A 23,460-nucleotide genomic window follows, 5' to 3' on the forward strand; every position below is an offset into this window, starting at 1 on the left:
CGTCCCGCGCCGAGGCCCGCCCTAGCGGCGGCGCAGGCGGACGTAGAGGGCGCCGCCGCCGCCATGGTGGCGGGCGGCCTCCTCGAAGCCGAGGACGATGCCGCGCAGATCCGGCCCCCGCAGCCAGTGCGGCACGCTGCGGCGGAGGACGCCCCGCTCGGAGAAGGCGTCCGCGTGGCCCGGGCCGCCCTTGCCGGTGACGACCAGCACGTAGGAATGCCCGGCGGCCCGGGCGCGGAGCAGGAAGCCCGTCAGCGCGGCATGCGCCTCGGCCTGCACCATCCCGTGCAGGTCGATCCGCGCCTCGATCGCGAGCCGCCCCCGGCGCAGGCCGAGCTTGGCGTTCCGCTCCAGCCCGGCACTCGGCGCGTGCCGCTGGGGCGGCGCCTGGTAGGGAGCGGCGGTGGCCGGGCGCGCCGGCTCCGAGGCCGGCTTCGGCGGGTGCTTCGCCCGCGGCCTCTTGGCGACCGGCGGCGCGCTGGGCTTCAGGATCGGCGCCGAGAGAGCCGGCATGGTGGCGGTCGGGCCCGGCGGCGGAGGTGTCTCGGGCACCGGGGCGGCGCGGCCCGGCAGCGGCGTGACCAGCTTGGCGATCGCGTCCCAGAGGCGGGTCTCTCCCGCGGTGAGGCGGCGCCCGCGGCGCGGGGCCCTCACGGCGCGGCTCCGGGCACCGCCGCGCGGCGCGGCAGCAGGACCACGAAGCCGATCGCGTCGCGGAGGTTGCCGGCGGCTACGCCGGCCTCCGCACCGGTACCGACGAAGAGGTCGCCGCGGGCAGGGCCGACGATCGCCGAGCCGGTATCGGCGGCGATGACGAGGCGCCCGGCCTCACCTGGAGTCGCGCCGGGGAGGGGGCCGGCGAGCCAGAACGGCAGGCCGTAGCGCCAGAGGGTCGAATCCACCGCCAGGCTGCGGCCCGGGCTGAGCGGGGCGTTCGCGGCGCCCGGCGGCCCGAGGGCCGGATCCGCGACCGGAGCGAGGCGGAAGAAGATGTAGGAGGCGTTGGCGCGGATCAGGCGCTTGGCGGTCTCGGGATGGGCGCGCAGCCAGCCGGTCCAGCGGGCGAGCGTCAGGCCCTCCAGGGGCAGGTGGCCCTCCTGGACGATCAGCTTGGCCACCGCCGTGTAGGGGCGGCCGTTGCGGCCGTCGTAGAGCACCCGCACCGCGCGCCCGTCCGGCAGCCGGACGCGCCCAGAACCCTGGACCTGCAGGACCAGCAGGTCGACCGCGTCGCGCAGCCACAGGATCGGCTTCGCCCGCGCGCCCAGGGCACCGTCGTCGATCGCGGCGCGGTCGGGGTAGGGGGCGAAGCCGTCCGCGGTGGCGCGGGCGGCGCGCAGGCCCGGGTCGAGCCCCGGGCGGGTCTCGCCGGGGCCGAGGGAGATCAGGTCATCGGGGCGGGCCAGGACCGGCGTCGGGAAATCCGGGCCGGGCTCCAGGGAGCCGGTGAGTTCCGGCTCGAAATAGCCGGTCAGGAAGCCGGGCCGGTCCGCACCGGGCCGCACGACGCGGAACGCCTCGAACCGCTCGCGGAAGAAGGCGGCGGCGTCGGGCACGGGGCCGGCGGCGGCCGCGCAGGCCTCGGCGAGGGCGGCCGGATCTCCCACGACGCCGTCGGGCTGGGGCAGGGCGGGCGGCGGGGCCGTGCAGACGCGGCGGAAGGCGTCGAGCGCCGCCTCCGTCCCCGCGCCGGGGAAGCCCGGCAGGTCGGCCGCGGCCACGGGGGTCAGCACCGCACCGCCGACCGCCGTCGGCGCGGCGGACACGGCCTGACTCAGGAGGGACGCGAGGAGGGCGGCCGGGACTGCTCCGGACCGGGCGCGGGACATCGGCACGGCAAGATCGTCACGGAACGCCGGTCACGGACTCAGGCGCCGGCCTCGGTGGCCACGAGCTGCCAGTTCGGGTCCCGCGAGCCGAGCGTGCGGGCGAAGGTCCAGACATCCGGCACCTCGACCACCGTCTCGGCGCTGCCGTCCACCACCTTGCCGTCGGCGTCGCGGGTGGCGGTGATCAGGTTCGACAGGAAGCGGACGGTGACGTGCGCCACGCGGTTGCGCACCTCGACGGCGACGATCTCGGCCTTGTCGATCGACACGAAGGTGGTCTCGAGCGTCTGCCGGTTGCGCTCGCGCTCGGCGATCGCCCGCTCGAACGCCTCGCCGACCTCTTTCGAGAGGAGGCCGCGCAGGGTCTTCCGGTCACCCTTGGCGAAGGCGATCATGATGGCTTCGTAGGCCGACTTGGCGCCCTCGATGAAAGCGCGGGGGTCGAAGCTTGGCTCCGCCTGGATGCAGGCCTCCAAGCCGCGCGCGACCTCGGATCCCGGCTCGGCGATCCCGCGCCAGTCCCGCGGGGCGGCGGCGGGCTGAGGCGCGGCCTGGACCCGGTCGGCGCCGGGCAAGCGCACGACGTTGTCGCCGTCGGAGCGCGCCTGGGGCTCAGTCCGGCTGCGGTCGACAGGCTTGAACGGCGAGCGCTCGGCCCCCGTCTTCTGACCGAGCACCGAGCGCAGACGCCAGATCACGAAGACGGCCAGCGCGAGGAAGATGATCGTCGTAACGTCGAAACTGTCCTGCATCACCGATCCGATGGTGGCCGCGGCGAGACCCTGTGCCCCTTGCTCAGGTCGCGCGCGGTGCGGCGCCGGCTAAGCGCGCAGAGGTCTGGCCGACTCATATCCGACCAACGCGTCGGGAGCGAGCCGGTTGTGTCGGCCGGTTGATCGAACCCACGCGTCAATTGCGATTCGGTCGATATGGGTCGTGGGGGCCGCCGGCGCCAGCGCCGCGCCCCCTCGCTTGTCCAGGCTCGGCCCGCGTGTTAGCGGCCCTGCCGTTTGGGCAGTTCCGCGGCGTGATCCAGCCGCTCCCGCCGCGACAACAACCCGCGCCGGCCCTGCCGGTCGATCGAGAAGGATGATCCGCATGGCCGATTCCCCGGCAGCGAACGGCAACGGCGGCGGCATGCCGCAGGGCGATGCGCCGACCATCAACGCCCTGGCGCAGTACACGAAGGACCTCTCCTTCGAGAATCCGAACGCACCGCGCTCGCTCCAGCCCAAGGAGGGCCAGGGGCCGCAGATCAACATCCAGGTGAACGTCAACGCGCAGCAGCTCTCCGAGACCGATTTCGAGGTCGAGCTGAAGCTCGAGGGCGACGCCAAGATCCAGAACGAGGTGCTGTTCGCCTTCGAGGTGACCTATGCCGGCGTGTTCCGGCTCCTCAACATCCCGGCCGACCAGATCCATCCGGCGGTGATGATCGAGTGCCCGCGCCTGCTCTTCCCCTTCGCCCGCCAGATCGTGGCCGAGGCGGTGCGCAACGGCGGCTTCCCGCCGCTGTACATCGACCCGATCGACTTCGTCGGCCTCTACCGGCAGAAGGTGATGGAGCAGCAGGGCGCCCAGGGCCCGCTCGCCTCCTGAGGACCGGACGAGCCGGCGGTCGGTCAGCGGCCGCCGGGACCGCGATAGGCCGCCGCCAGCGCGCGCAGCGCCTCGGCGGGGCGCCCGGCCAGGCGGCGGGCGCGCAGGACCACGAAGGTGCGCGGCAGTTCGGGCAGCCCGAACCGGCCGCCGACCTCCACGGCGCCGGCCGGTGCCGTGCTCGGCGCCAGGGCCGCCACCGCCAGCCCCGCCATCACGGCCGCCCCCACCGCCAGCACGCCGCCGCCGACGAAAACCTCGGTCCAGGGGAGCCCGGCCGCGTCGAGAACCCGCATCGCCGCGCCCCGGACCGTGCAGGGACCCGCGAGTCCCGCCAGCCGCAGCGTCTCGCCCGGCCGGGGCGCCGGGAAATCCGGTGCGGCGAACCAGCCCAGCCGCTCCTCCGCCAGGACCGCGCCGCCGTGGCCGGCCTCGTCCTCCGTCCGGAAGATCACCGCGTCGTAGCCGCCCTCGCCGGAGGATCCGAACGCGGCCGCGAGATCGCGCGACGGGACGATCCGCACCTCCGTGATCAGCCCGGCCCGATCCAGGCCCAGGCGCCGCAGCAGCACCGGCAGGTCGGGGCCGGCGACGTGGTCGCTGATCCCGAGGCTGAGCCGGGCGGGCTGCGCCGTCGCCGCGTCGGCCACGGCGCTGTCATGGGCGTCCAGGAGGCGCCGAGCGGCCGGCAGGAACAGGGCGCCCTGGCGCGTCAGGTCCACGTGCCGCGGGGTCCGGTCCAGGAGGCGCGTGCCGAGCCGGTCCTCGAGCCGCTTCAGCCGCAGGCTGATCGCCGCCTGCGACGTGGCGAGCGCCTCGGCGGCACGGGTGAAGCTGCCGAGATCGACCACGCGCACGAAGGCCAGAACGCCTTCGAGGTCGAGGGGACGGTCGGCAACCATAACGCACTCTTATCTTAGATATCGGTGTCGATATGTCGCCGTTATCGAGGCGGCGTGCAAGCCTGTGGGCCTCTTCGGGAGTGCCCCATGCTGATCACCCGCTACCGGCATCGTCTGCCGACCGACTACGCCATGGACAGGATCCGCGCGCGCGTCGCCGCCCGCGCACCGGCCTGGGACGCGGTGCCCGGCCTCGTCTTCAAGGCCTTCACGGTCGAGGATCGGGCGCGCGGGGCCGCCGCCAACGCCTACAGCTCTCTCTATCTCTGGCAGGATGCCGACGCCGCCGCCGCGTTCCTGGCCGGGGCCGGGTTCGGCGCCGTGATCGCGAGTTTCGGCCGGCCGCGCATCGAGACGTGGCTGGCGGTCGCCGCCGCGTTCGGGCCGGGCGACGCCGCGGGCGCCCTCTCGGAGGAGACGCGTCTCGTCGGGCCCGCGGAGGATCTCTCCGCCCTGCGCGACGACGAGCGGGGACGCGGGCACGACATCGCGGCCGGGCGCGACGTCCTCGCCACCGTGGCCGGGCTCGATCCCGACGGATGGCGCCTCACCCGCTTCACCCTCCGCGCCGAGCCGGCCGCCGGGCTGTCCGGAACCGCGATCGCCCACCTCGCCGCGCCCGGCCTCGCCGCGGCGCGCGGCCGCTGATCTCGGACCGATCGAGGAGTGAGACCATGCCTCTGACCCGCATCTCCCTGCGTGCCGGGACGACCGAATCCTACAGGGCCGCTCTCGTCGCGGGTGTCTACGACGCCATGCGCGAGACCTTCGCGGTGCCGGAGGGCGACCTGTTCGCCCTGGTGCACCAGCACGACGCGTCGGACTTCGTCTACGGTCCCGAGTATCTCGGGATCCGGCGCAGCGACCGCCTCGTGATCGTCCAGATCACCGCCAACGCGACGCGCGGCACCGCGCAGAAGCGCGCTCTCTACGCCGCCGTGACCCGCAACCTCGCTCGCGATCCCGGCGTGGCGCCGGGGGACGTCTTCATCAACCTCGTCGAGGTCAACCCGGAGAACTGGTCGTTCGGGGAGGGACTGATGCAGTACGGGCCGCCGGAACCGTGAGGTCGGAGCCGTGAGGCCGGTGCAGCGAGTCCGCCGCGGGAGCGGTGCGGCGATGATGGCGGCGATCCGGGCTTGACCGTTCCGGGGGGGGAGTACAGGTCCGGGTCCCGAAACGGCTCCAGGATCGCATGGCCCCCACCGCAAACCTCGCCCTGATCAACCTGTTCATCGGGGACATCCAGGGCGGCCTCGGACCCTTTCTCGGGACCTGGCTGGCAGAATCGGCCTCGTGGAGCCCCGCGCGGGTCGGGTTCGTCATCACGCTGGTCGGCATCGGCACGCTGTTCCTGAGCGGACCGTTCGGTGCCCTGGTCGACCGGTTCCCGCGCCCGCGCCTGCTGATCGCGCTGGCCTGCGGGGCGATCCTGGTGGGGACGCTGCTGCTCCTGCCGGCCCGCAGCTTCCCGGCGGTGCTGTGCGCGCAGCTCTTCGCAGCGGCCGGAGGCACTCTGCTGCTGCCGGCCGTCGCGGCGCTGACCCTAGGTATCGTCGGGAAGGACCGGTTCCCCGCGCAGCAGGGGCGCAACCAGGCCTTCAATCACGTCGGTATCCTGATCGCGGCGGGCGCCATCAGCCTCGGCACCGGCTATTTCGGCCCGGCGATCGCCTTCTGGGTGCTCGGCGGCATGGCGCTGGCGGCGATCGCCGCGACGGCGACGATGCCGGCCAAGGCGTGGAGCCGCCGCCGCGCCGTCGGCTGGAAGGAGGACGACTCGGACGAGCCGGAGCGCAGCGGCCTCCGCCAGGTCCTGGGGAACCGTCGCCTGCTGGTGCTGACCGTGGCGCTGACCCTGTTCAATCTCGGGAACGGCGGCATGCTCTCGCTGCTCGGCCAGAAGCTGGTCGCGACCGCAGCCGACGCCACGACCTGGACGGCCCGCTACGTCATGGTGGCCCAGCTGGTGATGGTCCCGGTGGCGCTGTTCGCCGGATCGCTCGCCGACAAGCGCGGCCGCCGCCAACTCCTGATGGTCGCTTTCGCGGTCCTGCCGGTGCGGGCGCTCCTGTCCGGCCTCATCGACGATCCGGTCTGGCTGATCGCCGCCGAGGTGCTGGACGGCGTCGCCTCTGGCATCGTCGGGGTGGCGGTGCCGGTCATCGTCGCCGACCTGACCTGGGGATCCGGCCGGACCCAGACGGCCATCGGCAGCGTCAACGCCGTGCAGGGCGTCGGCGGCGCGCTGTCGGGCTGGTACGGCGGCCTGTCCTACGGCCTGTTCGGCTGGACCGGCGCCTTCCTGGCCCTCGGCCTGCCGGCGCTCGTCGCCCTCGCGCTGGTAATCTGGCTCGACGCGACGCCCGAGCCCGGCCGGCGCAGCCGCCGGCGGGAGCGGCGCAGCACCGCCGCTCAGGGAGCCTGAACCGGCCGCGCGACCGAAGCCCGCGTCGACCCACTATATGACCGGATCGGGGCCGCCCCCGCGCGTTGCGGTGCCGCCGGACGCGGGGCCCTCTGAAACGCGAAAACCCGGCCTCGGGGCCGGGCTTCGCGTCGGTGTCGCTGCCGCGTGGGCTCAGCCGATATGCGGGCTGCCGGTCGCGGCGGGGAAGCGGTCGGCCAGGGCGCGGCGCAGCTTCTCCAGGGCCCGGTTCTCGATCTGGCGGACGCGCTCCTTGGAGATGCCGAGCCGCTGGCCCAGGGCCTCCAGGGTTGCCTGATCCTCGGCGAGGCGGCGCTCGCGCAGGATGCGCAGCTCGCGCTCCGACAGCACGGTCAGGGCCTGCTGGAGCCAGCTCAACCGACGCTCGCCGTCGACCGTGGCGCTCACGGTCTCGTCCGGCAGGTCGGCGCCATCGACGAGGAAGTCCATCCGCTCCGACGAGGCGTCGCTGTCCTCGCCCACGGGGGCGTTGAGCGACATGTCGGGACCGGAGAGGCGCGCGTCCATCAAGGCGACGTCGTCCCGCGACACGCCGATGGCGCTGGCGATGCGGCGGTGGATCTCGTCGCCGACATGCTCCTCGGTGGATTGCATCAGCCGGGCGCGCAGCCGCCGCAGGTTGAAGAACAGGGCCTTCTGCGCGGAGGACGTGCCGCCGCGCACGATCGACCAGTTGCGCAGGATGTAATCCTGGATCGACGCGCGGATCCACCACGTCGCGTACGTTGAGAAGCGGACGTCCCGCTCGGGCTCGAACCGGGCCGCGGCCTCCATCAGGCCGACATGCCCTTCTTGGACGAGATCGGCCATGGGTAGGCCATAGTGACGAAAACGCCCCGCCAGGGCGATGACGAGGCGCATATGGGCGGAGATCAGTCGGTGGAGGGCCCGCTCGTCGCGCTCGTCCTTCCAGCGGACGGCGAGGCCGCGCTCTTCTTCCCGGGCCAGGAAGGGTGCCTCCATGGCAGTCCGTATGAACTGCCGTCGAATTCCCGCGATCTCAGCCATCCGCCTGCCTCTTGTTGTCGAGTGCTGTTGCGGCGTCGAGCCGATAGCCCGACGCGCAGGCGCCACCGGGAGGCGACGCCAGGCAACCGACAACGGAAGGCAAAACGCGAAAGTTCCGTCCCGATGCCCCACAATGCGACAACCGGGCGGCCACGAAATCGTGTTCCGTTCCGATCAGATGGGATCCGGCCGCGCGCCGTCCAGCCCGGATGTCCCGAAACGACCGGGCCGGCGCGCCGGGTCGGAACGGTCCGGGCACAAAAAACCCGGCCACAGGGGCCGGGTTCGATGTCGTCCGCGGGGGGGGGGGGGAAGCGCGCCTCAGGCGGCCTCCTCCTGAATGTCGTCGCCCTCGCTGTCACCGTCGGCCTCGGCCTCGGGCTCCGCCTCGTTCTTCGCCCGACGGGGCGACTTGGCGAGGCTCTGCTCGATCAGCTTCAGGGCCTCGGTCTCGGTGATGCGGTTCACCGACGAGATCTCGCGCACGATCCGGTCCAGGGCAGCTTCGTAGAGCTGGCGCTCGGAGTAGGACTGCTCCGGCTGAGCCTCGGACCGGAAGAGGTCGCGCACGACCTCGGTGACGGCGAGCAGGTCGCCCGAGTTGATCTTGGCCTCGTATTCCTGCGCGCGGCGCGACCACATGGTGCGCTTGATCCGGGCGCGGCCGGTCAGCAGGTCGAGCGCCTTCTTGACCAGTTCCGGCTCGGCGAGCTTGCGCATGCCCACGCTGTTGGCCTTCGCGGTGGGGACGCGCAGGACCATCTTGTCCTTCTCGAACGATACGACGAACAGCTCAAGCTTGTAGCCGGCGATCTCCTGCTCCTCGATCGCGGTGATGCGACCGACGCCGTGGGCCGGATACACGACAGCCTCGCCGGTCTTGAAGCCCTGCCGGCCTGCGGTCGTCGTCTTCTTGGCTGTGGTCATGCGAGAAGGGCCTCCACTGGCGCGCAGCGTTCGGCGCCGCGCGAAACCGTGTTCTTCCGGGCGGGACACCCGGTCTGCCTCGCCGCTCCCGGACCCGGCGCCTAGCGCACGAATCCGGGCGTTCCCCGGCGCGGCCGTGCGAACGCCTGGCCCGCCCGCCGAAGTCGCCTCCAGCGGTCGAGCGCGTACTACTCCTAACCCACGAAAAGCGAAGGCGTTTCAGCCGGAGGGAGCACGTCAGGCGCGAGCGACGGCAGGCGGATTGTCTACCACAATCCGGCGCGCAGATCAAAGCATCCCTGAAGACGCACGCGCGGACCAAGCGCGGCGCCAAAGAGTTTTACACTGGTGCGGCGGGACAGGAATGACCTGGCCGCGTATCAGGCCCTCGTATGACGCAGCCCCGCCGCGGGGTTCAGCGGCGGCGCGGGCCCGACAGATCTTCCCGCAATCTGGGAAGCGGGCCGCGGGCCGGCGTCAGAACCTGCGGGGCCGGCGCGGGGTCAGTCGCCCGAGCCAGGGTTGGGCGAGAAATGCGCCTCGAGCTTCCCGCTCTTGCCGTCCCAATCCTTGGCGTCGGCCGGGGCTTCCTTCTTCTGCGTGATGTTGGGCCAGGACTTGGCGTAGTCGGCGTTCAGCTTCAGCCACGTGTCGAGATTCGACTCGGTGTCGGGCTTGATCGCCTCGGCGGGGCATTCCGGCTCGCAGACGCCGCAATCGATGCACTCGTCCGGATGGATGACGAGCATGTTCTCGCCTTCGTAGAAGCAGTCCACCGGACAGACCTCGACGCAGTCCGTGTACTTGCACTTGATGCAATTGTCGGTGACGACGTAGGTCATCGGATGTCTTCGTCCTAAAACTCGACTTGGCCCGGGCGGAGCCTGGAGACGGCCCGCGCGCCCGGAGGGTGCTGCGAGGGGAACGCCGGTGAGACCCGACACGGGGACGGATCTCGGAGGCCCACGGCTCTAGACGCTGCCTCCCGGACTGACAAGCGTGCGGGCGCCGCAAGGGTTCGCGTCGGGTCGCTCGCGCGGACGCTGTGGCGCGACCTCATCACTCGGACGGCCCGTCCGGACCGTCCTCGACCGACAGGGTGCCGCCCGACAGGTCGTCGTAGAGGAGCCGCGCCTCCGACGCCGGGCCGCGGCGCAGGCCGAGACCGAGGACCCGCACGGCCAGGGTCGCGTGGGGCGCCGCCACCGTGACCACGTCACCGATGCCGATGGCCTTCGCGGGGTTCTCGGCCCGGCTGCCGTTCACCCGCACGAAGCCGTCGGAGGCCAGCCGCGCCGCGAGCGACCGAGTCCGCGCGAAGCGCGCGAACCACAGCCACTTGTCGAGGCGCTGCCGGTCCTCGCGCATCCGCCGCGGATCAGCGCTTCCCGCCGTCGCCGGCCTCGAGCTGCGCCTTCAGGGCCGCGAGCTTGGCGAAGGGCGAGTCCGGATCGGGCGCCCGCTCGCGCCGCGGCGGCCGCTGGTCGGGCCGCGGGCCGGAATGGCGCTGCTCGGCGCCGCGCTGGTCGTCGCGGCGTTCCGGACGGCCGCCCTCGAAGCGGTCGCGGCGCGGGCCGCGGTCCCGGCCGGGGCGCGGGCCACCGTCGCCCTCGGCCCGGCGCTGCTCCGGCCGGCCACCGTCGGGACGCCCCTGTCCCGAATGCTGGCCCTGCTGGCCGCCGTCGCGCCCCCGACCGGCCCCGCGGGGACGGTTCTGCGGGCGCTGGTGGGCCGGGCGCTGGTGGCGCTGCAGGCGCCAGACCTCGATCTGCGGGATCTCGGCTGCACCCTCGCCCTCGGCACCAACGGCCTCGGCCGTCTCGGCTGTCTCGGCCGCGTCGGGCTCCGCCTCGGCGGCCGCGGTCTCCTCGGCGATGGGTTCGGCCGCCGGCGCGGCGTCCGCCTCGGCCGGCTGCTCCGCCTCGGCGTGGGGCGACTCGGTCGCGAGCGCCTCGGTCGCGGGCGCCTCGGTGGCCGCGTCGACCGGCGTGCCGGCCGACTCGTCCGCAGTCTCGCCCGGTTCCGCCTCGGGGGCGGCCGGGGCTTCCTCGGCCGCGTCAGCGTGATCGGCGGTGGTCTCGACACCCTCGGCGGCCGGGGCCTCGTCGCCCACCGGCTCGGCGGCATCAGCCTGCGCGGCGACAGCCTCCTCGGAGGACGCCTCGGCGGCGGTCGGCGCCGCCGGTGCGGTGGCGGCAGTGGGGACGAGCGGCACCGTGATGGCCGGGCCGGGGCGCGCCTCGGAATTGTAGCCGAGCGACTTCAGGATCGAGGCGAAATCCTCGCCCGAGCATCCGACCAGCGAGGTCATGCCGACGGTGGCCACGAAGCCGTCGCCGTCGGCGGTGCCGTCCGGCGGGGCGCCCGGGGTGGTACCCGGCCGGTAGGCGATCGCCGGGCGGATCAGGTCGGCGAGCCGCTCCAGGATGTCGACCCGCACCGCCCGCTCGCCGCTGACCCGGAAGCCGGCCGCGCGGTAGAGGCCCTTGGCGATCTCGCGGTCGACCTTGATCGAGGTGCGGCCGGAGCCGGCGAGATGCGCGATCTCGTCGAGGCCGCGCTGGTCGAGGCCGCCGTTGCGCAGGGCCCAGAGCTGGGCCGCGAGCGTGCGGGGCGCCGGCTTCAGCAGCGCCGGCAGGAAGATGTGGTAGGCGCCGAACCGGACGCCGTGGCGGCGCAGGGCGCCGCGGCCCTCCTGGTCGAGGCTGCGCATCTCGTGCGCCACCTTCGAGCGCTCCAGCACGCCGAGCGCCTCGACGACTTGGTAGCCGATTCCCTTGGCGAGGCCGGTGAGGTCGGCCGCGGTCTCGATCTCCATCAACGGCCCGAGCAGCCGCACGATGTAGGCCTTCAGCCACGCGTCGAGGCGGCCCTCGACCTTCTCGCGATGCGCGCCGGTCAGGCTGTCGTCCGCCAGCAGACGGATCTGCGGGGCGAACAGCTTCTCGCCGGGGGTGAGCTTGGCGACGGGCGCGCCGGTCCAGCGGATCGTGCCGTCGTGCGAGAGCACGAGGGTCGAATCGGCCGTTGCCGAGAACCGCTCGGCCCGGGACTCGATCTCCCCGGCGAGCGCCTTCTCGGCGGCGCTCCTCAGGGTTTTGGCCTCGTGCCCCTCGGCGCTGGCATCGGGAACGAACAGGAATCCGTGAAGGTGGCCGACATGCTGACCCTCGACGGTGACGTCACCGTCGGCGGTGATCTGGGCTTCGAGCATCGTGTTCTCTCTCAGGCGCCGCATCAGGACGCTTGTGCGCCGGTCGACGAAGCGGCTCGCGAGGCGTTCGTGCAGGGCGTCGGACAGCCTGTCCTCTACCCGACGCGTCTCGCCCTGCCAATGTTCTGGGTCGCGCAGCCAGTCGGGACGGTTCGCCACGAAGGTCCAGGTGCGTCCCTGGGCAATCCGGCGGGACAGCGTGTCGATGTCGCCGTCGGTCCGGTCGATCATCGCGACCTGCTCGGCGAACCACGTGTCGGGGATGCGGCCCGCCATGCCCTTCATGAGGAACCGGTAGAGCTGCGCCACGAGATCGGCGTGCACCTGCGGGTGGACCTTGCGGTAATCCGGCACGCCGCAGACGTCCCACAGGCGGCGCACCGTGGCGGCGCTCCGCGCCATGTCGCGGATGTCGTCCTCCTTCATGAGGATCTCGAGGGCCTGCTGGTCCTCCCCCATGGGCGCGCGCGTCAGGCCCGATTCGCGCGGGTGCTCGTCGAGGCTCGCCTGCAGGCCCTCCAGGCTGCCGAAGCTGAGATCCGGATTGCGCCACTGCAGGATGCGCAGGGGATCGAAGTCGTGGCTCTCCAGCCGCTCCACCAGCTCGGCCTCGAAGGGCGGGCAGCGTCCGGTCGAGCCGAAGGTACCGTCCGCGAGGTGGCGGCCGGCGCGCCCCGCGATCTGGCCCATCTCGGCGGGGGTGAGCTTGCGGAAGCGGGTGCCGTCGTACTTCCAGTTGGCCGCGAACGCGACGTGATCGACGTCGAGGTTGAGGCCCATCCCGACCGCGTCGGTGGCCACGAGGTAGTCGACGTCGCCCGCCTGGTACATCTCGACCTGGGCGTTGCGGGTCCGCGGCGAGAGCGCGCCCAGCACCACCGCGGCGCCCCCGCGCTGGCGGCGGATCAGCTCGGCGATCGCGTAGACCTCCTCGGCCGAGAACGCCACGATGGCGGTGCGCCGGGGCAGGCGCGACAGCCGCTTCTCCCCCGCGAAGGTGAGCTGCGAGAGCCGCGGCCGGGTCGTGGTGTGAACGTTCGGAATCAGGTCCTGGACCAGCGGCAGCATGGTCGAGGAACCGATCAGCAGGGTCTCCTCCCGGCCGCGCACGTAGAGCAGGCGGTCGGTGAAGACGTGGCCGCGATCCATGTCGGCGGCGAGTTGGATCTCGTCGATGGCGACGTACGCCACGTCGAGGTCACGCGGCATCGCCTCGATGGTGCAGATCCAGTAGCGAGGCCGGTCCGGCTTTATCTTCTCTTCCCCGGTCACCAGCGCGACCTTCTCGGGGCCCACCTTCGCGACGACGCGCAGGTAGACTTCCCGAGCGAGCAGCCGCAGGGGCAACCCGATCATGCCGGTCGGGTGGGCGAGCATCCGCTCGATGGCGAGATGCGTCTTGCCGGTGTTGGTCGGCCCGAGGACCGCGGTGACGCCGCGGGCGCGGGCCTCGCGGGACAGCGAGCGGCTGGGCGTGGGGCGGAGCAGCGCGTCGATGGTCGGCGGTTCCTTCGAGCGGGAAGGCCGTCGCGGCGCCGTCGCGGCGCGGGCGGGGAGGCGGGTTCGACCGGCCGACCGCGTCAGGGACGCTAGGGCCGGTACGGTCCTCCCCCATATGGGATGCCGCCGCCGCCAGGTCCAATCTGCGGCGTGATCATCGGGTAGACGTCGATCTGCGTCGTCGGCGTGCCCGGCTGTGGCGCGAGGTCGGCGCAGAGCGTGTCGGGGGTCGCGACGAGGGAGCCGCGGCGGGGCGGCCTGTTCTCGACGACCTCGGCCGACGAGAAGGCGTCACCGCCGCACCCCGGATCGGCGGACCCGGCACTGAGGGACTGCGCCGCGGCCGGCCCCGCGAGCGCGGCCAGGGCGAGGGCGATTCGGAGGGCGGGCGAGCACATCCGGGCATTATCGCCGGGAACGTGAAGATTCCCTCCACCCGCGCGGCCGCGGTCCCCGCCGCGATCGCGCCCGCCGGCACGGAATGCGGGGCACCGCGGGCGCGCGACTCTGTCCGTCCCCGCGCCTTTGCCGGGTCATTTCGCGGCTTGGGCGCGGAAGGCGCGGACCGCGTCAGGTCCGGTTGTGACCGGGCCGGCGATCAGTCGACGCCCTCGACGAGCACCACCTCGCCGATGCCCGCGGGCCGGCGCTTGGCTACGGCAGCCTGGTACTCGGGCGAGAAGTAGTAGGTGCGCGCCGCCTCGTAGGACTCGAATTCCAGCACGACGTTGCGCGGACGGCCCTCGCCCTCCAGCGCCTCGCAGCGGCCGCCGCGCACCAGCGGCTTGCAGCCGTACTTGCGCATCGCCTCGGAGGCCATGGCGGCGTAGTCCTTGTAGGTGTCCGGGTCGGTGACCGTCATCCGGACGATGATGTAGCCCTTCGGCACTGCTGACCTCCCCGCGCGGCTGCCGCGCCGCGCCGAGGTGCCGGGAAACCGGCCGCCGGTCAAACGCTCCCTGCGCAGCCCTCTGCGCCGCCGCTACTGCCCGGACAGGCTCGCCTGCGCGACACTGTTGCCGGCGGCGCCGGCCGTGCCGGTGGTCGTCGGCGTGCCGCTCTGGCTCCAGCGGGTGGCCTCGATGATGTTGGTGCCGATCGTGGTGAGCACCGAGATGCGCAGCGGAATCAGGACGCGCGTCCCCTCGACGGGGGCGAGCCAGACCGACATCTCGCGGTTCTCCTCCATGAACTTGACGCCCGGCCGGTCCGGCCGGTGGCCGGCGACCGCCTGGTAGCGGGCGTTGCATACGAGGACTTGCCCCGCATAGCCGGGCTTCTGCACCGGGCGGGTCTCGGCGTAGCTCAGCACCACGTTGAAGCGGGTGGCGCCGTCGAAGACCGGCAGGGTCCGGTTGCAATTCTCCGGGTCGAGCGGCTCGCCGCGCCCCTGGGTCGGCATCAGCAGCGCGCTCACCGGGTCGATGATGCCGCGCTTGTTGGCCGGGGTGACCGGCACGCGGTCCTGCATGTCGACGAGCGGCGGCGTGATCTCGGCCTGGACGACGTTGCCGCGCGCCAGGGCCATGCGCACCGCGATGCCGGAACTCGCCGTCTGGGTCGCGATGGCGAAGGCGCCGGGCTGCGGCGCGGCCGAGAAGCTTCCCGAGGCCCGGGCGGAGCCCTTGCCGCCGGTGATCGCGCCGACGAGGCCGGTGAGCACGGCCGACACGTCCATCATGTAGCGGTCGCGGTCGAAGGAGCCGGCGAGGCGCGCCGTGCCGATCGGGAGACCGGCGAGGTTGATACCGTAATCGACCGCCACGGTCGCGGCGGCGGGCGCGGCCCGCTTGGCCCGCGACGTCCGCGCGCCGGCATCGGTCGGAGCCGCGAGGACCGCGACCGCGAGGAGGCTGCCCGCGAGGCGCCCGGCAGCGTGCTTCTTCGACGGCTTGATCATTCGACGGATTGGCGTGGCGCTCATGATCCGGATCGCATCCCAGGGCGGGCGGGCCAAGACACTCGCTCGAACGCACCCTCTCGAACACACCCGCTCGCCGACGTCCTCTGCGACGCACGGAGCGGGGAGAGGCGCCTTCCTGCAGGTGGAAGAAGGCTATATCCCGGCATCGTGGTTAACAGACCGTTGGTCGTCCGGCGCGATGCTGAACCCCGCCGGCACCTTGACGCACCGCGCCTTCGTCGCCTATAGGCTCGCGCCTTCAACAGGACTCCGCCGGACCTGGAACACGCAATGGGCGCCGCCCGCTGCGACGATGATCGCGCCGGCCGCGATCGGGTCTTCACCGGGCGGAACGAGACGGGATCGTTTTTTATCATGGCGCGCCGCTGCGAACTCACCGGCAAGGCCGTTCAGGTCGGCCACCTCGTGAGCCACTCGAACCGCAAGACCAAGTGCCGGTTCCTGCCGAACCTGTGCAACGTCACCCTCCAGTCCGACGCGCTGGGCAAGCGCGTCCGCCTGCGGGTCACGGCGCACGCCCTGCGCTCGGTGGAGCACCGCGGCGGCCTCGACGCCTTCCTGATCAAGGCCGGCGAGGGTGACCTGTCGCAGACTGCCCGCCTCCTGAAGCGCGAGATCCATAAGAAGCTCGCCGAGACCCCGGCCGCCGCGGCCTGAGTCGTCGGGCTTCACGCCCCTATCGGACGGTTTGAACCGCCGTGGCCGTCGAGGCCGCGGCGGTTTCCGCTTGTTTGCGGCTGACATGCCACTCCACACAAGCCAGAGCTCGGCCGCAGGCTGCCGTCAATGTCCGGCCGATGCCCCTGCGCCGTCTTTGCGAGCGGAGCGAAGCAATCCAGGCGACGCCACGTGGACAAGCCCCGCGTCGCCCTAGGTCACTTCGCTGCGCTCGTGATGACGGAGGGGGCTTCGCCGTCCAAGTTGCGAACATGAACCGTGTCGAGGTTCGGTCCGGATCTGCCAGCTTCCTCGACGCGGATCGTCTGTTGCGCGCGGCAGCGCGGGGCGTGATTACCGCCGCCCGCCCGCTGCGCGCAGCATCCGCCCCGTCGGCGCCGCGCCGTCCTCCTCGAACAGCTCGGCGAGCTTCTCGGTCATCGCCCCGCCGAGCTCCTCGGCGTCGATGATCGTCACGGCGCGGCGATAGTACCGGGTCACGTCGTGGCCGATGCCGATGGCCAGCAGTTCCACCGGCGAGCGCGTCTCGATCTCCTCGATCATCCAGCGCAGGTGCCGCTCCAGGTAGTTGCCGGCATTCACCGACAGGGTCGAATCGTCCACCGGCGCACCGTCGGAGATCACCATCAGGATCTTGCGCTGCTCCGGCCGTCCGAGCAGGCGCTTGTGCGCCCAGTCCAGGGCCTCGCCGTCGATGTTCTCCTTGAGCAGCCCCTCGCGCATCATCAGCCCGAGGTTCTTCCGCGCGCGCCGCCAGGGCGCGTCGGCCGACTTGTAGACGATGTGGCGCAGGTCGTTCAGGCGACCGGGATTCGGCGGCTTGCCGGCGGCGAGCCACGCCTCGCGGCTCTGGCCGCCCTTCCAGGCCCGGGTGGTGAAGCCCAGGATCTCCACCTTCACGCCGCAGCGCTCCAGCGTCCGCGCCAGGATGTCGGCGCAGGTCGCCGCCACGGTGATCGGCCGGCCGCGCATCGAGCCCGAATTGTCGAGGAGCAGCGTGACCACCGTGTCGCGGAAATTGGTGTCCTTCTCCTGCTTGAAGGAGAGCGGCTGGTACGGGTCGATGACCACGCGCACGAGCCGCGCCGGGTCGAGCTGGCCCTCCTCCAGGTCGAACTCCCAGGCGCGGTTCTGCTGGGCGAGAAGGCGGCGCTGGAGCCGGTTGGCGAGGCGGCCGACCACGCCCTGCAGGTGCGAGAGCTGCTTGTCGAGATAGGAGCGCAGGCGCGACAGCTCGTCGGCGTCGCACAGCTCCTCCGCGTGGATGACCTCGTCGAACCGCGGATTGAACACTTTGTACTCGGGCCCGCGCGCCTCGTTGCCCTGCCGCTGCGGCGGGCGCGAGGCCTCCGAGGCCTCCTCCGACTCCGCGTCCTCGGCCTCTTCGGGCAACTCACCCGACGGTGCGTCGGCGGATTCCTGGGCGCCCTCCTCGATCTCGTCGGAGGCCTCCTCGGAGGTCTCGATCTCGGCGCGCTCGCCCTGGCTCTTCTCCTCCGAATCGCCCTCGCTGGGGTTCTGCTCGTCGTCCTGGGCGTCGTTCTCGTCGTCGTTCTCGTCGTCCTCCGCGTCGAACGGCGTCTCGTCCGACATGTCGAGGGAGGTGAGGAGGTCGCGCACCGAGCGGGCGAACTTGCGCTGATCCTCGATCGAGCCGAGCAGCCCGTCGAGGTTCGGGCCGGCCTTGGCCTCGATATGCTCGCGCCACAGCTCGACGATCTTGGTGGCGGCCTCGGGCGGCTTCTGGCCGGTGAGGCGCTCGCGCACCATCAGGGCGACGGCATCCTCCATCGGAGCGTCGGCCCGGTCGGTGATGGACTCGTACTTGCCGCCGCGATGGTAGCGGTCCTCCAGCATCGCCGAGATGTTGCTGGCCACGCCCGCCATCCGGCGCGACCCGATCGCCTCGACCCGGGCCTGCTCGACCGCGTCGTACACGGCGCGCGCGGGTGCGTTCTCGGGGGCGAGACGGCGGTGGACGGCCACGTCGTGGCAGCCCAGCCGCAGCGCCATGGCGTCGGCATTGCCGCGCAGCACCGCGACGTCCTGCGCCGAGAGCTTGCGCGGGGGCTCAGGGAGGCGGGCCTTGTCGCCGGTGAGCGCCGGCCGGTCGGTCGCGTAGGTGACCTCGACCTCGGAGCGCCGGGCGATGGCGCGCAGGCACCCGGCCACCGAGCGCTTCAGGGGCTCGGCCACGGGTTCGCGGCGCTCGCCGGGCTTGCGGTTGGAGATAGACATCAGCGCTACCGGTCGTCCTCGAACGCGAAGGGGCGGTTCAGGATCTCGTCCCAGCTGTAGGGACAGTCCGCGGGCAGGGTTTCGGGCGATCGCTTCATCTCGCGAGCGGCTCGGATCCGACCGATCCGGTAGCCTTCGCTGGCGGCTTCGGCGATGCGCGGCTTGAGACCTGGATTTTTGCGCACCTGCCTGTCGATCCGCACGCGCTGTTCCGCAATCGTCAGCGACCAGCTTCGGCTGCGCCGCTCGGGCTGGTGATCCCATTTGAGGGCGTGGGCGAGAAGCACCTCGATCGCGCTCTCGAGCTTATCGTACTGCTCCGAACCCACGTCGCTCAGCTCCTCGGCGATGTTGTCGAGGTCGAGCGCGTCCACCCGGCCGGCGCGGAGCAGTGCCACCTGCTCCTGAACCCAGGTGTAGAGATCGTCCGCGTGGCGGGTCCGTCCCCGCGCGTGCGCAGTCGCCGGGGCGTCCTCGCGCGTCGGGGCCGGATGCGCCATCGCGTCCTCCATGCGGGTCAGCTCAGCGCGACGTTCACCGCGCTCTCGGGCAGCTCCTTGCCGAAGGCGCGCTGGTAGAACTCGGCCACCAGCGTCCGCTCCAGCTCGTCGCACTTGTTGAGGAACGTCACCCGGAAGGCGAAGCCGATATCCTTGAAGATGTCGGCGTTCTCGGCCCAGGTGATCACCGTGCGCGGGCTCATGACGGTGGAGAGGTCGCCGTTCATGAAGGCGTTGCGGGTGAGATCCGCCACGCGCACCATCCGGTTGACGATGTCGCGGCCCTGGTCGCCCCGGTAATGCGTCGCCTTCGAGAGCACGATGTCGACCTCGCGGTCGTGCGGCAGGTAGTTCAGCGTGGTGACGATCGACCAGCGGTCCATCTGACCCTGATTGATCTGCTGCGTGCCGTGATAGAGGCCCGACGTGTCGCCGAGGCCCACCGTGTTGGCGGTGGCGAACAGCCGGAAGGCCGGGTGCGGGCGGATCACGCGCTTCTGGTCGAGGAGCGTCAGCCGGCCCGAGAGCTCCAGCACGCGCTGGATCACGAACATCACGTCCGGGCGGCCGGCGTCGTACTCGTCGAACACGAGCGCGACGTTGTTCTGCAGCGCCCAGGGCAGGATCCCGTCCTGGAAGGCGGTGACCTGCTTGCCGTCCTGCAGGACGATGGCGTCCTTGCCGACGAGGTCGATGCGCGAGACGTGGCTGTCGAGGTTGATCCGGATGCACGGCCAGTTCAGCCGGGCGGCGACCTGCTCGATATGGGTCGACTTGCCGGTGCCGTGATAGCCGGTGACCATCACGCGGCGGTTGCGGGCGAAGCCGGCCAGGATCGCGAGCGTCGTCTCCCGGTCGAAGATGTAGTCCGGGTCGACATCCGGCACGTGCTCCTCGGGCTCGGCGAAGGCCGGCACCTTGAGGTCGAGGTCGATGCCGAAGACATCGCGGACGGAGACGGTGCGGTCGGGCAGCGCGGCGGGCGTAGCGTCAGAGAGCATTCGGAACCTCGTGAGGCGCGGGCGCTCCACTCCCAAACAGTGAAGCATCCGCGCGGAAGGACGTCGAGCCGGGCCTCCGCGGCGGGGCGGAGCCATCCTTAGACGGCGGCGCGCTCGCGCGCCACCGACCGGCATGGATCCCATATAGGGCCGCCCCGCGCGGTTTGCCCTATCCTGGGTGCGAACCGGCGTGCATCGTTCGTGCCGCTCAGCAGAGACCGGCCGCGCGGAGCACGTCGTGGGCGCGGATGATGTCGCGCAGGCGCTCCTCGAAGGAGCGGTCGCCGCCGTTGGCGTCCGGGTGGAAGCGCTTCACCAGCACCTTGTACTGCGCCTTGATGGCGGCCGTATCCGCGCCCTCCTCGAGGCCCATCACGTCGAGGGCGCGGCGCACCGCCGCCGAGTGCTTGGGCTTGCGCGGCTCCTCGGGCTGGCGGGCACGCCGGCGCGCGTCGCCGACGCCCTCGCCGCGCAGGATGCCGAGGGGATCGACGTAGGCCCAGTCCCGAACCGGCTCGTCCGCCGGCTTGGCCTCGCCGGTCCGGTTCACGCCCATCGCCCAGGTTGGGCGATGACCGATGATCGCGTCCTTCTGGTAGGCCTGAACGGCGGCGTCGTTCATGCCATCGAAGTAATTGTAGGTGGCGTTGTAGGCGCGGACATGGTCGATGCAGAAGCGCCAGTACTGGCCCTCCGCCTTCCGCCCCTTCGGCGCCCGGTACAGGCCCGGATGGGTGCAGCCGGGGCTCTCGCAGCCGGCTTCCGCGGCGGGCTTCGGCTCGTCGCAGGTCGGCTTGATCCGGATGCTGTCGAACAGGCGCGAGTTGAGATCCATGACGGGCCGATTATGAGGGGGCGGACCTGAGACACAAGGGCACCGGGCCTGATGACGCATGCGCGGGATCGGGCTTGACGGCGCCCACGGACACGACGCGAGGGCACGATGACGGACGGTGCGGGCGCGGGCGGCACCCTGCGGGACTGGATGGAGGCGCGGCTGCGGGAGCAACTCGCGCCGGCGCGGCTCGACGTGATCGACGAGTCGCATCTGCATGCCGGCCACGCCGGAGCGCGGCCGGGGGGCGAGACCCATTACCGGCTCGACATCGTCGCGTCGGCGTTCGAGGGCAAGAGCCGCGTCGAGCGGCACCGCTTGGTGAACGCGCTGCTCGACGACGCGTTCAAGCGGGGTTTGCACGCCCTCGCGCTCCGCGCCCGCACGCCGGCCGAGGCGGCCTGAATCGGGGCTCCGCGCGGGACGAGGGCGGGATCGCTCCGACGGGGCGCGGTGTACGGGACGGGAGGCACGAGACAGATATGGTGACGGGGCCGCCGATCCGCATCCGCCCGCTCGCGGACTGCGCACCCGACGCGGGGGCGCGGCGCGCCGTCGTCGCGCAGCCGGGGAGGGCGCCATGGCCCTGCGGGTAACGCCGCGCATCGCCATCGACGAAGACGAGATCGAGCTGTCCTTCATGCGCGCCTCGGGCGCCGGCGGACAGAACGTCAACAAGGTCGAGACCGCGGTCCAGCTGCGCTGGGCGGCGCTGGCCTCGCCCGCCCTCGACGAGCGGGTGCGGGCCAATCTGGTGCGGCTCGCCGGACGGCGGATGACCAAGGACGGCGTTCTCGTCCTCGCCGGGCAGCGGCACCGGACGCAGGAGCGCAACCGGGCCGACGTGCTGCAGCGGCTCGTCGATCTGGTGGCGGAGGCGGCCAAGCCGCCGCCGCCGATCCGCCGGCCCACGAAGCCGACCCGGGGCTCGCAGGAGCGGCGCATCGGCGCGAAGAAGAGCCGCGCCGCGATCAAGCAGGGCCGGGGCAGCGTCCGGGATTCGGACGGCTGACCCCGATCCCGCCGCCGCGGCCGGGTCTCAGTGGATCGCGTCGATGACCTCGGCCTTCGGGCTGGCGTCGGGCGCCGGGGAGGAGCCCGCCACCAGGGTGCTGCCCGGCTTGGCGATGGTCAGGACGATCGCGATCATCGCCAGGATGGCGGCCAGCGCCGCCGGGAAGAGGAAGGCCGATTCGCCGTAGCGCATGTCGAGCAGGCCGCCGACGACGGCGCCGGTGCTGAGCCCGGCCCAGAGCGGCGCCTGGATCCAGAAGGACGGCGCCACCGTGCCGAGCAGCAGGTTGGCGCAGCCCGTGCCGAAACGCACCACGGCGCCCGTGACGTAGGTGAGCGCCAGGGAGCGGCCGCCCTCGTCCTGCAGCGTCGCGTTCTGGAGGCCCAGCGCCAGGACGATCGGGTAGGCGTGGAGCGGGTAGGCGAAGGTGCCCCAGGGCATCAGCAGGCCGCCGGCGAGCAGCAGGGCCTGGAGCGTCAGCAGGACGGCGAGACGCCAGCGCCCGACCCAGGCGGCGATCAGCGTCCCCAGGAAGGCGCCGAAGCAGAACATGCAGATGGTGCTGGCGACGCGGCTGACGTTCTCCCAGTCGGCGTTGGCCACCGCCACGCCGAAGCGGGTGGTGTTGCCTGACATGAACGACATGAAGAGCTGCGAGAATTCCAGGAAGCCGATGGAATCGGCGCAGCCCGCGAGCGCCGCGAGGGCGATCGCGAAAGGGATGCGGGTTCGCGGATCGGCGGGAAACGACTTGTCGGCCGGTGGCTCAGATTTCCGCTCCGGTGCTGCACCACCTGTCCGACTTCCGTATTCCGCCATGCTGATCCCCCGATCGAGCCGCCGCGCCTAGTCGCGGTCGACTGACAATGGACGAATAGCGGAGCGGTTTCATGCCGATGTGCGCCGCAACACAACGACGCGCCCCGGCACCGGTCGTCCGCCCTCGCGCCGGACTTCCGCGGGGCGCGCCGTCAGCATCTCCAGGCCGCGAGACGCGGCCGTCGCCGCGATGTGGGCCTCCGCGTGGGCGTAGCGGCCGTCCTCGCCCAGGACGGAACCGGGGCCGTCGTGGGATTGCACCGTGACGGCGCCGAGCCCGCCCGGCCGCAGGACCCGCCCCACCCGCGCCAGGAACGTCGCGAGGTCCGCGACGTAGATCAGGACATCCGCGGCGAGGCAGAGGTCGGCCGAGGCCTCCGGCAGGTCGGCCAGGACGGCGCCGAGGTCGCCCTCGACGAGGCGCTCGTAGAGCGGCCGACCCCGCGCCGTCTTGGCCCGCGCCACCGCCAGCATCCCGGGGGAGAGGTCGATTCCGGTGAGATGGTCGACCCGGTCGCGCACGACCTCGCCCATCAGCCCCGTGCCGCAGCCGAGATCGAGACCGACCGCGAAGCGCTCCGGAACACACGGCAGGGCGTCGCGGACGAGCTGCGGGCCGACATAGCCGAGGCCGTCCACGAGGTGGCGCTCGAAGCGCGGCGCGTAGCCGTCGAACAGGGCGCGGACATAGGCCGGCGACAGGACCGGGAGGGTGTCGCCGCCGCCCAGGCGGACGAGATGCGCGCGCACGCCCAGCCGGTCCTCGGGATCGATGTCGAGGGCGCGGGAAAAGGCCTGCGCCGCCGCGTCGCGCAGGGCCGGATCGGGGCCGGCGGCGGCCAGACCCGCGCGCGCCCGGCCCAGCAGGAGCCAGGCCGGCGCGTAGCGCGGGGCGCGTTCCAGGACCTGCTCGGCGAGGTCGGCGGCGGCCGCGTGGTCGCCGTCGGCGAGGCAGGCCTCGGCGTAGCGGTAGCGGCGATCGGCGAGGAGGTCGCCGGAACTGAGCTGCGAGGCCATGCGTC

Annotated in this window: 25 protein-coding genes; 7 read left to right on the plus strand and 18 right to left on the minus strand. The window is 72.3% G+C overall.

The genetic code is table 11. The features are described 5' to 3' along the window. Positions 1-21: 21 nt before the first annotated feature. Genes BMY19_RS07785 through BMY19_RS07795 form a run of 3 tightly spaced genes read right to left on the minus strand, consistent with a single transcriptional unit; the run spans position 22 to position 2,581 of the window. On the minus strand, positions 22-654 hold the full coding sequence (locus BMY19_RS07785) for a Smr/MutS family protein (protein WP_100251357.1): 633 nt from the start codon (positions 652-654) through the stop codon (positions 22-24). Continuing rightward, positions 651-1,829, minus strand: a complete 1,179-nt coding sequence (locus BMY19_RS07790; protein WP_170862929.1) for a murein transglycosylase A — start codon at positions 1,827-1,829, stop codon at positions 651-653. Before BMY19_RS07790 ends, BMY19_RS07785 begins: the two co-directional genes overlap by 4 nt. A 38-nt stretch (positions 1,830-1,867) precedes the next feature. Continuing rightward, on the minus strand, positions 1,868-2,581 hold the full coding sequence (locus tag BMY19_RS07795) for a Tim44/TimA family putative adaptor protein (protein ID WP_020092701.1): 714 nt from the start codon (positions 2,579-2,581) through the stop codon (positions 1,868-1,870). A 346-nt stretch (positions 2,582-2,927) separates the two neighbouring features. On the opposite strand from BMY19_RS07795, the gene secB reads away from it, so the two are divergent. Then, positions 2,928-3,428, plus strand: coding sequence for a protein-export chaperone SecB (secB, locus tag BMY19_RS07800; RefSeq protein ID WP_026604852.1), 501 nt, complete (start codon positions 2,928-2,930; stop codon positions 3,426-3,428). 23 nt (positions 3,429-3,451) lie between these two features. Here the strand turns inward: secB and BMY19_RS07805 are convergent, their stop codons facing one another. After that, the gene (locus BMY19_RS07805) at positions 3,452-4,330 is read right to left on the minus strand and encodes a LysR family transcriptional regulator (protein WP_091679692.1); all 879 of its coding nucleotides are present in this window, start codon (positions 4,328-4,330) and stop codon (positions 3,452-3,454) included. 87 nt (positions 4,331-4,417) lie between these two features. Here BMY19_RS07805 and BMY19_RS07810 point away from each other — a divergent pair, with 87 nt between their 5' ends. The 3 genes from BMY19_RS07810 (at position 4,418) to BMY19_RS07820 (ending at position 6,758) form a co-directional block, all read left to right on the plus strand. Next, entirely contained in the window at positions 4,418-4,978 is a 561-nt protein-coding gene (locus tag BMY19_RS07810) for a DUF4865 family protein (protein WP_100251358.1), read from the plus strand. Positions 4,979-5,004: 26 nt separating this feature from the next. After that, on the plus strand, positions 5,005-5,397 hold the full coding sequence (locus tag BMY19_RS07815; RefSeq protein ID WP_100251359.1) for a tautomerase family protein: 393 nt from the start codon (positions 5,005-5,007) through the stop codon (positions 5,395-5,397). A gap of 128 nt (positions 5,398-5,525) precedes the next feature. Then, entirely contained in the window at positions 5,526-6,758 is a 1,233-nt protein-coding gene (locus tag BMY19_RS07820; RefSeq protein WP_100251360.1) for an MFS transporter, read from the plus strand. 153 nt (positions 6,759-6,911) lie between these two features. Here the strand turns inward: BMY19_RS07820 and BMY19_RS07825 are convergent, their stop codons facing one another. The 8 genes from BMY19_RS07825 to BMY19_RS07860 form a co-directional block, all read right to left on the minus strand. Next, on the minus strand, positions 6,912-7,787 hold the full coding sequence (locus BMY19_RS07825) for an RNA polymerase factor sigma-32 (RefSeq protein ID WP_012320644.1): 876 nt from the start codon (positions 7,785-7,787) through the stop codon (positions 6,912-6,914). Between the two features lie 321 nt (positions 7,788-8,108). Then, the gene (locus tag BMY19_RS07830) at positions 8,109-8,714 is read right to left on the minus strand and encodes a CarD family transcriptional regulator (protein WP_020092694.1); all 606 of its coding nucleotides are present in this window, start codon (positions 8,712-8,714) and stop codon (positions 8,109-8,111) included. 503 nt (positions 8,715-9,217) lie between these two features. Then, positions 9,218-9,556, minus strand: coding sequence for a ferredoxin FdxA (fdxA, locus tag BMY19_RS07835; protein ID WP_020092693.1), 339 nt, complete (start codon positions 9,554-9,556; stop codon positions 9,218-9,220). A gap of 217 nt (positions 9,557-9,773) precedes the next feature. After that, positions 9,774-10,082 carry an RNA-binding S4 domain-containing protein gene (locus BMY19_RS07840; protein ID WP_020092692.1) on the minus strand — a complete coding sequence of 103 codons (309 nt, stop codon included), beginning with the start codon at positions 10,080-10,082 and terminating at the stop codon, positions 9,774-9,776. A gap of 10 nt (positions 10,083-10,092) precedes the next feature. Continuing rightward, the gene (locus BMY19_RS07845) at positions 10,093-13,305 is read right to left on the minus strand and encodes a helicase-related protein (protein WP_100251361.1); all 3,213 of its coding nucleotides are present in this window, start codon (positions 13,303-13,305) and stop codon (positions 10,093-10,095) included. A gap of 212 nt (positions 13,306-13,517) precedes the next feature. After that, positions 13,518-13,826 carry a hypothetical protein gene (locus tag BMY19_RS07850; protein ID WP_100251362.1) on the minus strand — a complete coding sequence of 103 codons (309 nt, stop codon included), beginning with the start codon at positions 13,824-13,826 and terminating at the stop codon, positions 13,518-13,520. A 200-nt stretch (positions 13,827-14,026) separates the two neighbouring features. Next, positions 14,027-14,317 carry a DUF1330 domain-containing protein gene (locus tag BMY19_RS07855; RefSeq protein WP_020092689.1) on the minus strand — a complete coding sequence of 97 codons (291 nt, stop codon included), beginning with the start codon at positions 14,315-14,317 and terminating at the stop codon, positions 14,027-14,029. Between the two features lie 93 nt (positions 14,318-14,410). After that, positions 14,411-15,352, minus strand: coding sequence for a DUF3108 domain-containing protein (locus tag BMY19_RS07860; protein WP_234081223.1), 942 nt, complete (start codon positions 15,350-15,352; stop codon positions 14,411-14,413). A gap of 354 nt (positions 15,353-15,706) precedes the next feature. On the opposite strand from BMY19_RS07860, the gene rpmB reads away from it, so the two are divergent. Continuing rightward, complete coding sequence (rpmB, locus tag BMY19_RS07865; protein ID WP_012320636.1) at positions 15,707-16,009, plus strand: 50S ribosomal protein L28; 303 nt, start codon at positions 15,707-15,709, stop codon at positions 16,007-16,009. 354 nt (positions 16,010-16,363) lie between these two features. Here the strand turns inward: rpmB and cobT are convergent, their stop codons facing one another. From cobT to BMY19_RS07885, 4 genes are all read right to left on the minus strand, one after another. Next, positions 16,364-18,268: a cobaltochelatase subunit CobT gene (gene cobT / locus BMY19_RS07870; RefSeq protein WP_020092686.1), complete on the minus strand. Its 1,905-nt coding sequence runs from the start codon at positions 18,266-18,268 to the stop codon at positions 16,364-16,366. A 5-nt stretch (positions 18,269-18,273) separates the two neighbouring features. Further along, positions 18,274-18,780, minus strand: coding sequence for a DUF29 domain-containing protein (locus BMY19_RS07875; RefSeq protein WP_100251363.1), 507 nt, complete (start codon positions 18,778-18,780; stop codon positions 18,274-18,276). 5 nt (positions 18,781-18,785) lie between these two features. Then, positions 18,786-19,769, minus strand: coding sequence for a cobaltochelatase subunit CobS (gene cobS, locus BMY19_RS07880; RefSeq protein WP_012320633.1), 984 nt, complete (start codon positions 19,767-19,769; stop codon positions 18,786-18,788). Between the two features lie 208 nt (positions 19,770-19,977). Further along, entirely contained in the window at positions 19,978-20,604 is a 627-nt protein-coding gene (locus tag BMY19_RS07885) for a J domain-containing protein (RefSeq protein WP_091926119.1), read from the minus strand. A 108-nt stretch (positions 20,605-20,712) separates the two neighbouring features. On the opposite strand from BMY19_RS07885, the gene BMY19_RS07890 reads away from it, so the two are divergent. Both BMY19_RS07890 and arfB read left to right on the plus strand, forming a co-directional pair. Beyond that, on the plus strand, positions 20,713-21,009 hold the full coding sequence (locus tag BMY19_RS07890; RefSeq protein WP_020092683.1) for a BolA family protein: 297 nt from the start codon (positions 20,713-20,715) through the stop codon (positions 21,007-21,009). 175 nt (positions 21,010-21,184) lie between these two features. Beyond that, positions 21,185-21,616 carry an alternative ribosome rescue aminoacyl-tRNA hydrolase ArfB gene (gene arfB / locus BMY19_RS07895; RefSeq protein WP_091926121.1) on the plus strand — a complete coding sequence of 144 codons (432 nt, stop codon included), beginning with the start codon at positions 21,185-21,187 and terminating at the stop codon, positions 21,614-21,616. A 27-nt stretch (positions 21,617-21,643) separates the two neighbouring features. On the opposite strand, the gene BMY19_RS07900 is transcribed toward arfB, so the two are convergent. Together BMY19_RS07900 and BMY19_RS07905 are read right to left on the minus strand one after the other, a co-directional pair. Then, a complete protein-coding gene (locus BMY19_RS07900) occupies positions 21,644-22,438 on the minus strand; it encodes a YoaK family protein (protein ID WP_100251364.1) in 795 nt (264 codons plus the stop codon). A gap of 69 nt (positions 22,439-22,507) precedes the next feature. Next, positions 22,508-23,455: a class I SAM-dependent DNA methyltransferase gene (locus BMY19_RS07905; RefSeq protein ID WP_100251365.1), complete on the minus strand. Its 948-nt coding sequence runs from the start codon at positions 23,453-23,455 to the stop codon at positions 22,508-22,510. Between the last annotated feature and the right edge of the window lie 5 nt (positions 23,456-23,460).

Origin of the sequence: Methylobacterium sp. UNC300MFChir4.1 (genome assembly GCF_900110155.1) — a bacterium.
In the GTDB taxonomy this organism is placed as follows: domain Bacteria; phylum Pseudomonadota; class Alphaproteobacteria; order Rhizobiales; family Beijerinckiaceae; genus Methylobacterium.

What these genes read in the sequence shown, in the direction of transcription:
- BMY19_RS07810 (WP_100251358.1), top strand. Translation starts at nt 4,418, where the DNA reads ATGCTGATCACCCGCTACCGGCATCGTCTGCCGACCGACTACGCCATG.
- BMY19_RS07840 (WP_020092692.1), bottom strand. Translation starts at nt 10,082, where the DNA reads ATGCGCGAGGACCGGCAGCGCCTCGACAAGTGGCTGTGGTTCGCGCGC.
- BMY19_RS07845 (WP_100251361.1), bottom strand. Translation starts at nt 13,305, where the DNA reads ATGCTCGCCCACCCGACCGGCATGATCGGGTTGCCCCTGCGGCTGCTC.
- BMY19_RS07905 (WP_100251365.1), bottom strand. Translation starts at nt 23,455, where the DNA reads ATGGCCTCGCAGCTCAGTTCCGGCGACCTCCTCGCCGATCGCCGCTAC.
- BMY19_RS07830 (WP_020092694.1), bottom strand. Translation starts at nt 8,714, where the DNA reads ATGACCACAGCCAAGAAGACGACGACCGCAGGCCGGCAGGGCTTCAAG.
- BMY19_RS07815 (WP_100251359.1), top strand. Translation starts at nt 5,005, where the DNA reads ATGCCTCTGACCCGCATCTCCCTGCGTGCCGGGACGACCGAATCCTAC.
- cobT (WP_020092686.1), bottom strand. Translation starts at nt 18,268, where the DNA reads ATGTCTATCTCCAACCGCAAGCCCGGCGAGCGCCGCGAACCCGTGGCC.
- BMY19_RS07820 (WP_100251360.1), top strand. Translation starts at nt 5,526, where the DNA reads ATGGCCCCCACCGCAAACCTCGCCCTGATCAACCTGTTCATCGGGGAC.
- BMY19_RS07795 (WP_020092701.1), bottom strand. Translation starts at nt 2,581, where the DNA reads ATGCAGGACAGTTTCGACGTTACGACGATCATCTTCCTCGCGCTGGCC.
- BMY19_RS07875 (WP_100251363.1), bottom strand. Translation starts at nt 18,780, where the DNA reads ATGGAGGACGCGATGGCGCATCCGGCCCCGACGCGCGAGGACGCCCCG.
- BMY19_RS07805 (WP_091679692.1), bottom strand. Translation starts at nt 4,330, where the DNA reads ATGGTTGCCGACCGTCCCCTCGACCTCGAAGGCGTTCTGGCCTTCGTG.
- BMY19_RS07900 (WP_100251364.1), bottom strand. Translation starts at nt 22,438, where the DNA reads ATGGCGGAATACGGAAGTCGGACAGGTGGTGCAGCACCGGAGCGGAAA.
- BMY19_RS07790 (WP_170862929.1), bottom strand. Translation starts at nt 1,829, where the DNA reads ATGTCCCGCGCCCGGTCCGGAGCAGTCCCGGCCGCCCTCCTCGCGTCC.
- BMY19_RS07890 (WP_020092683.1), top strand. Translation starts at nt 20,713, where the DNA reads ATGACGGACGGTGCGGGCGCGGGCGGCACCCTGCGGGACTGGATGGAG.
- BMY19_RS07885 (WP_091926119.1), bottom strand. Translation starts at nt 20,604, where the DNA reads ATGGATCTCAACTCGCGCCTGTTCGACAGCATCCGGATCAAGCCGACC.
- cobS (WP_012320633.1), bottom strand. Translation starts at nt 19,769, where the DNA reads ATGCTCTCTGACGCTACGCCCGCCGCGCTGCCCGACCGCACCGTCTCC.
- BMY19_RS07860 (WP_234081223.1), bottom strand. Translation starts at nt 15,352, where the DNA reads ATGAGCGCCACGCCAATCCGTCGAATGATCAAGCCGTCGAAGAAGCAC.
- arfB (WP_091926121.1), top strand. Translation starts at nt 21,185, where the DNA reads ATGGCCCTGCGGGTAACGCCGCGCATCGCCATCGACGAAGACGAGATC.
- BMY19_RS07825 (WP_012320644.1), bottom strand. Translation starts at nt 7,787, where the DNA reads ATGGCTGAGATCGCGGGAATTCGACGGCAGTTCATACGGACTGCCATG.
- rpmB (WP_012320636.1), top strand. Translation starts at nt 15,707, where the DNA reads ATGGCGCGCCGCTGCGAACTCACCGGCAAGGCCGTTCAGGTCGGCCAC.
- BMY19_RS07850 (WP_100251362.1), bottom strand. Translation starts at nt 13,826, where the DNA reads ATGTGCTCGCCCGCCCTCCGAATCGCCCTCGCCCTGGCCGCGCTCGCG.
- secB (WP_026604852.1), top strand. Translation starts at nt 2,928, where the DNA reads ATGGCCGATTCCCCGGCAGCGAACGGCAACGGCGGCGGCATGCCGCAG.
- fdxA (WP_020092693.1), bottom strand. Translation starts at nt 9,556, where the DNA reads ATGACCTACGTCGTCACCGACAATTGCATCAAGTGCAAGTACACGGAC.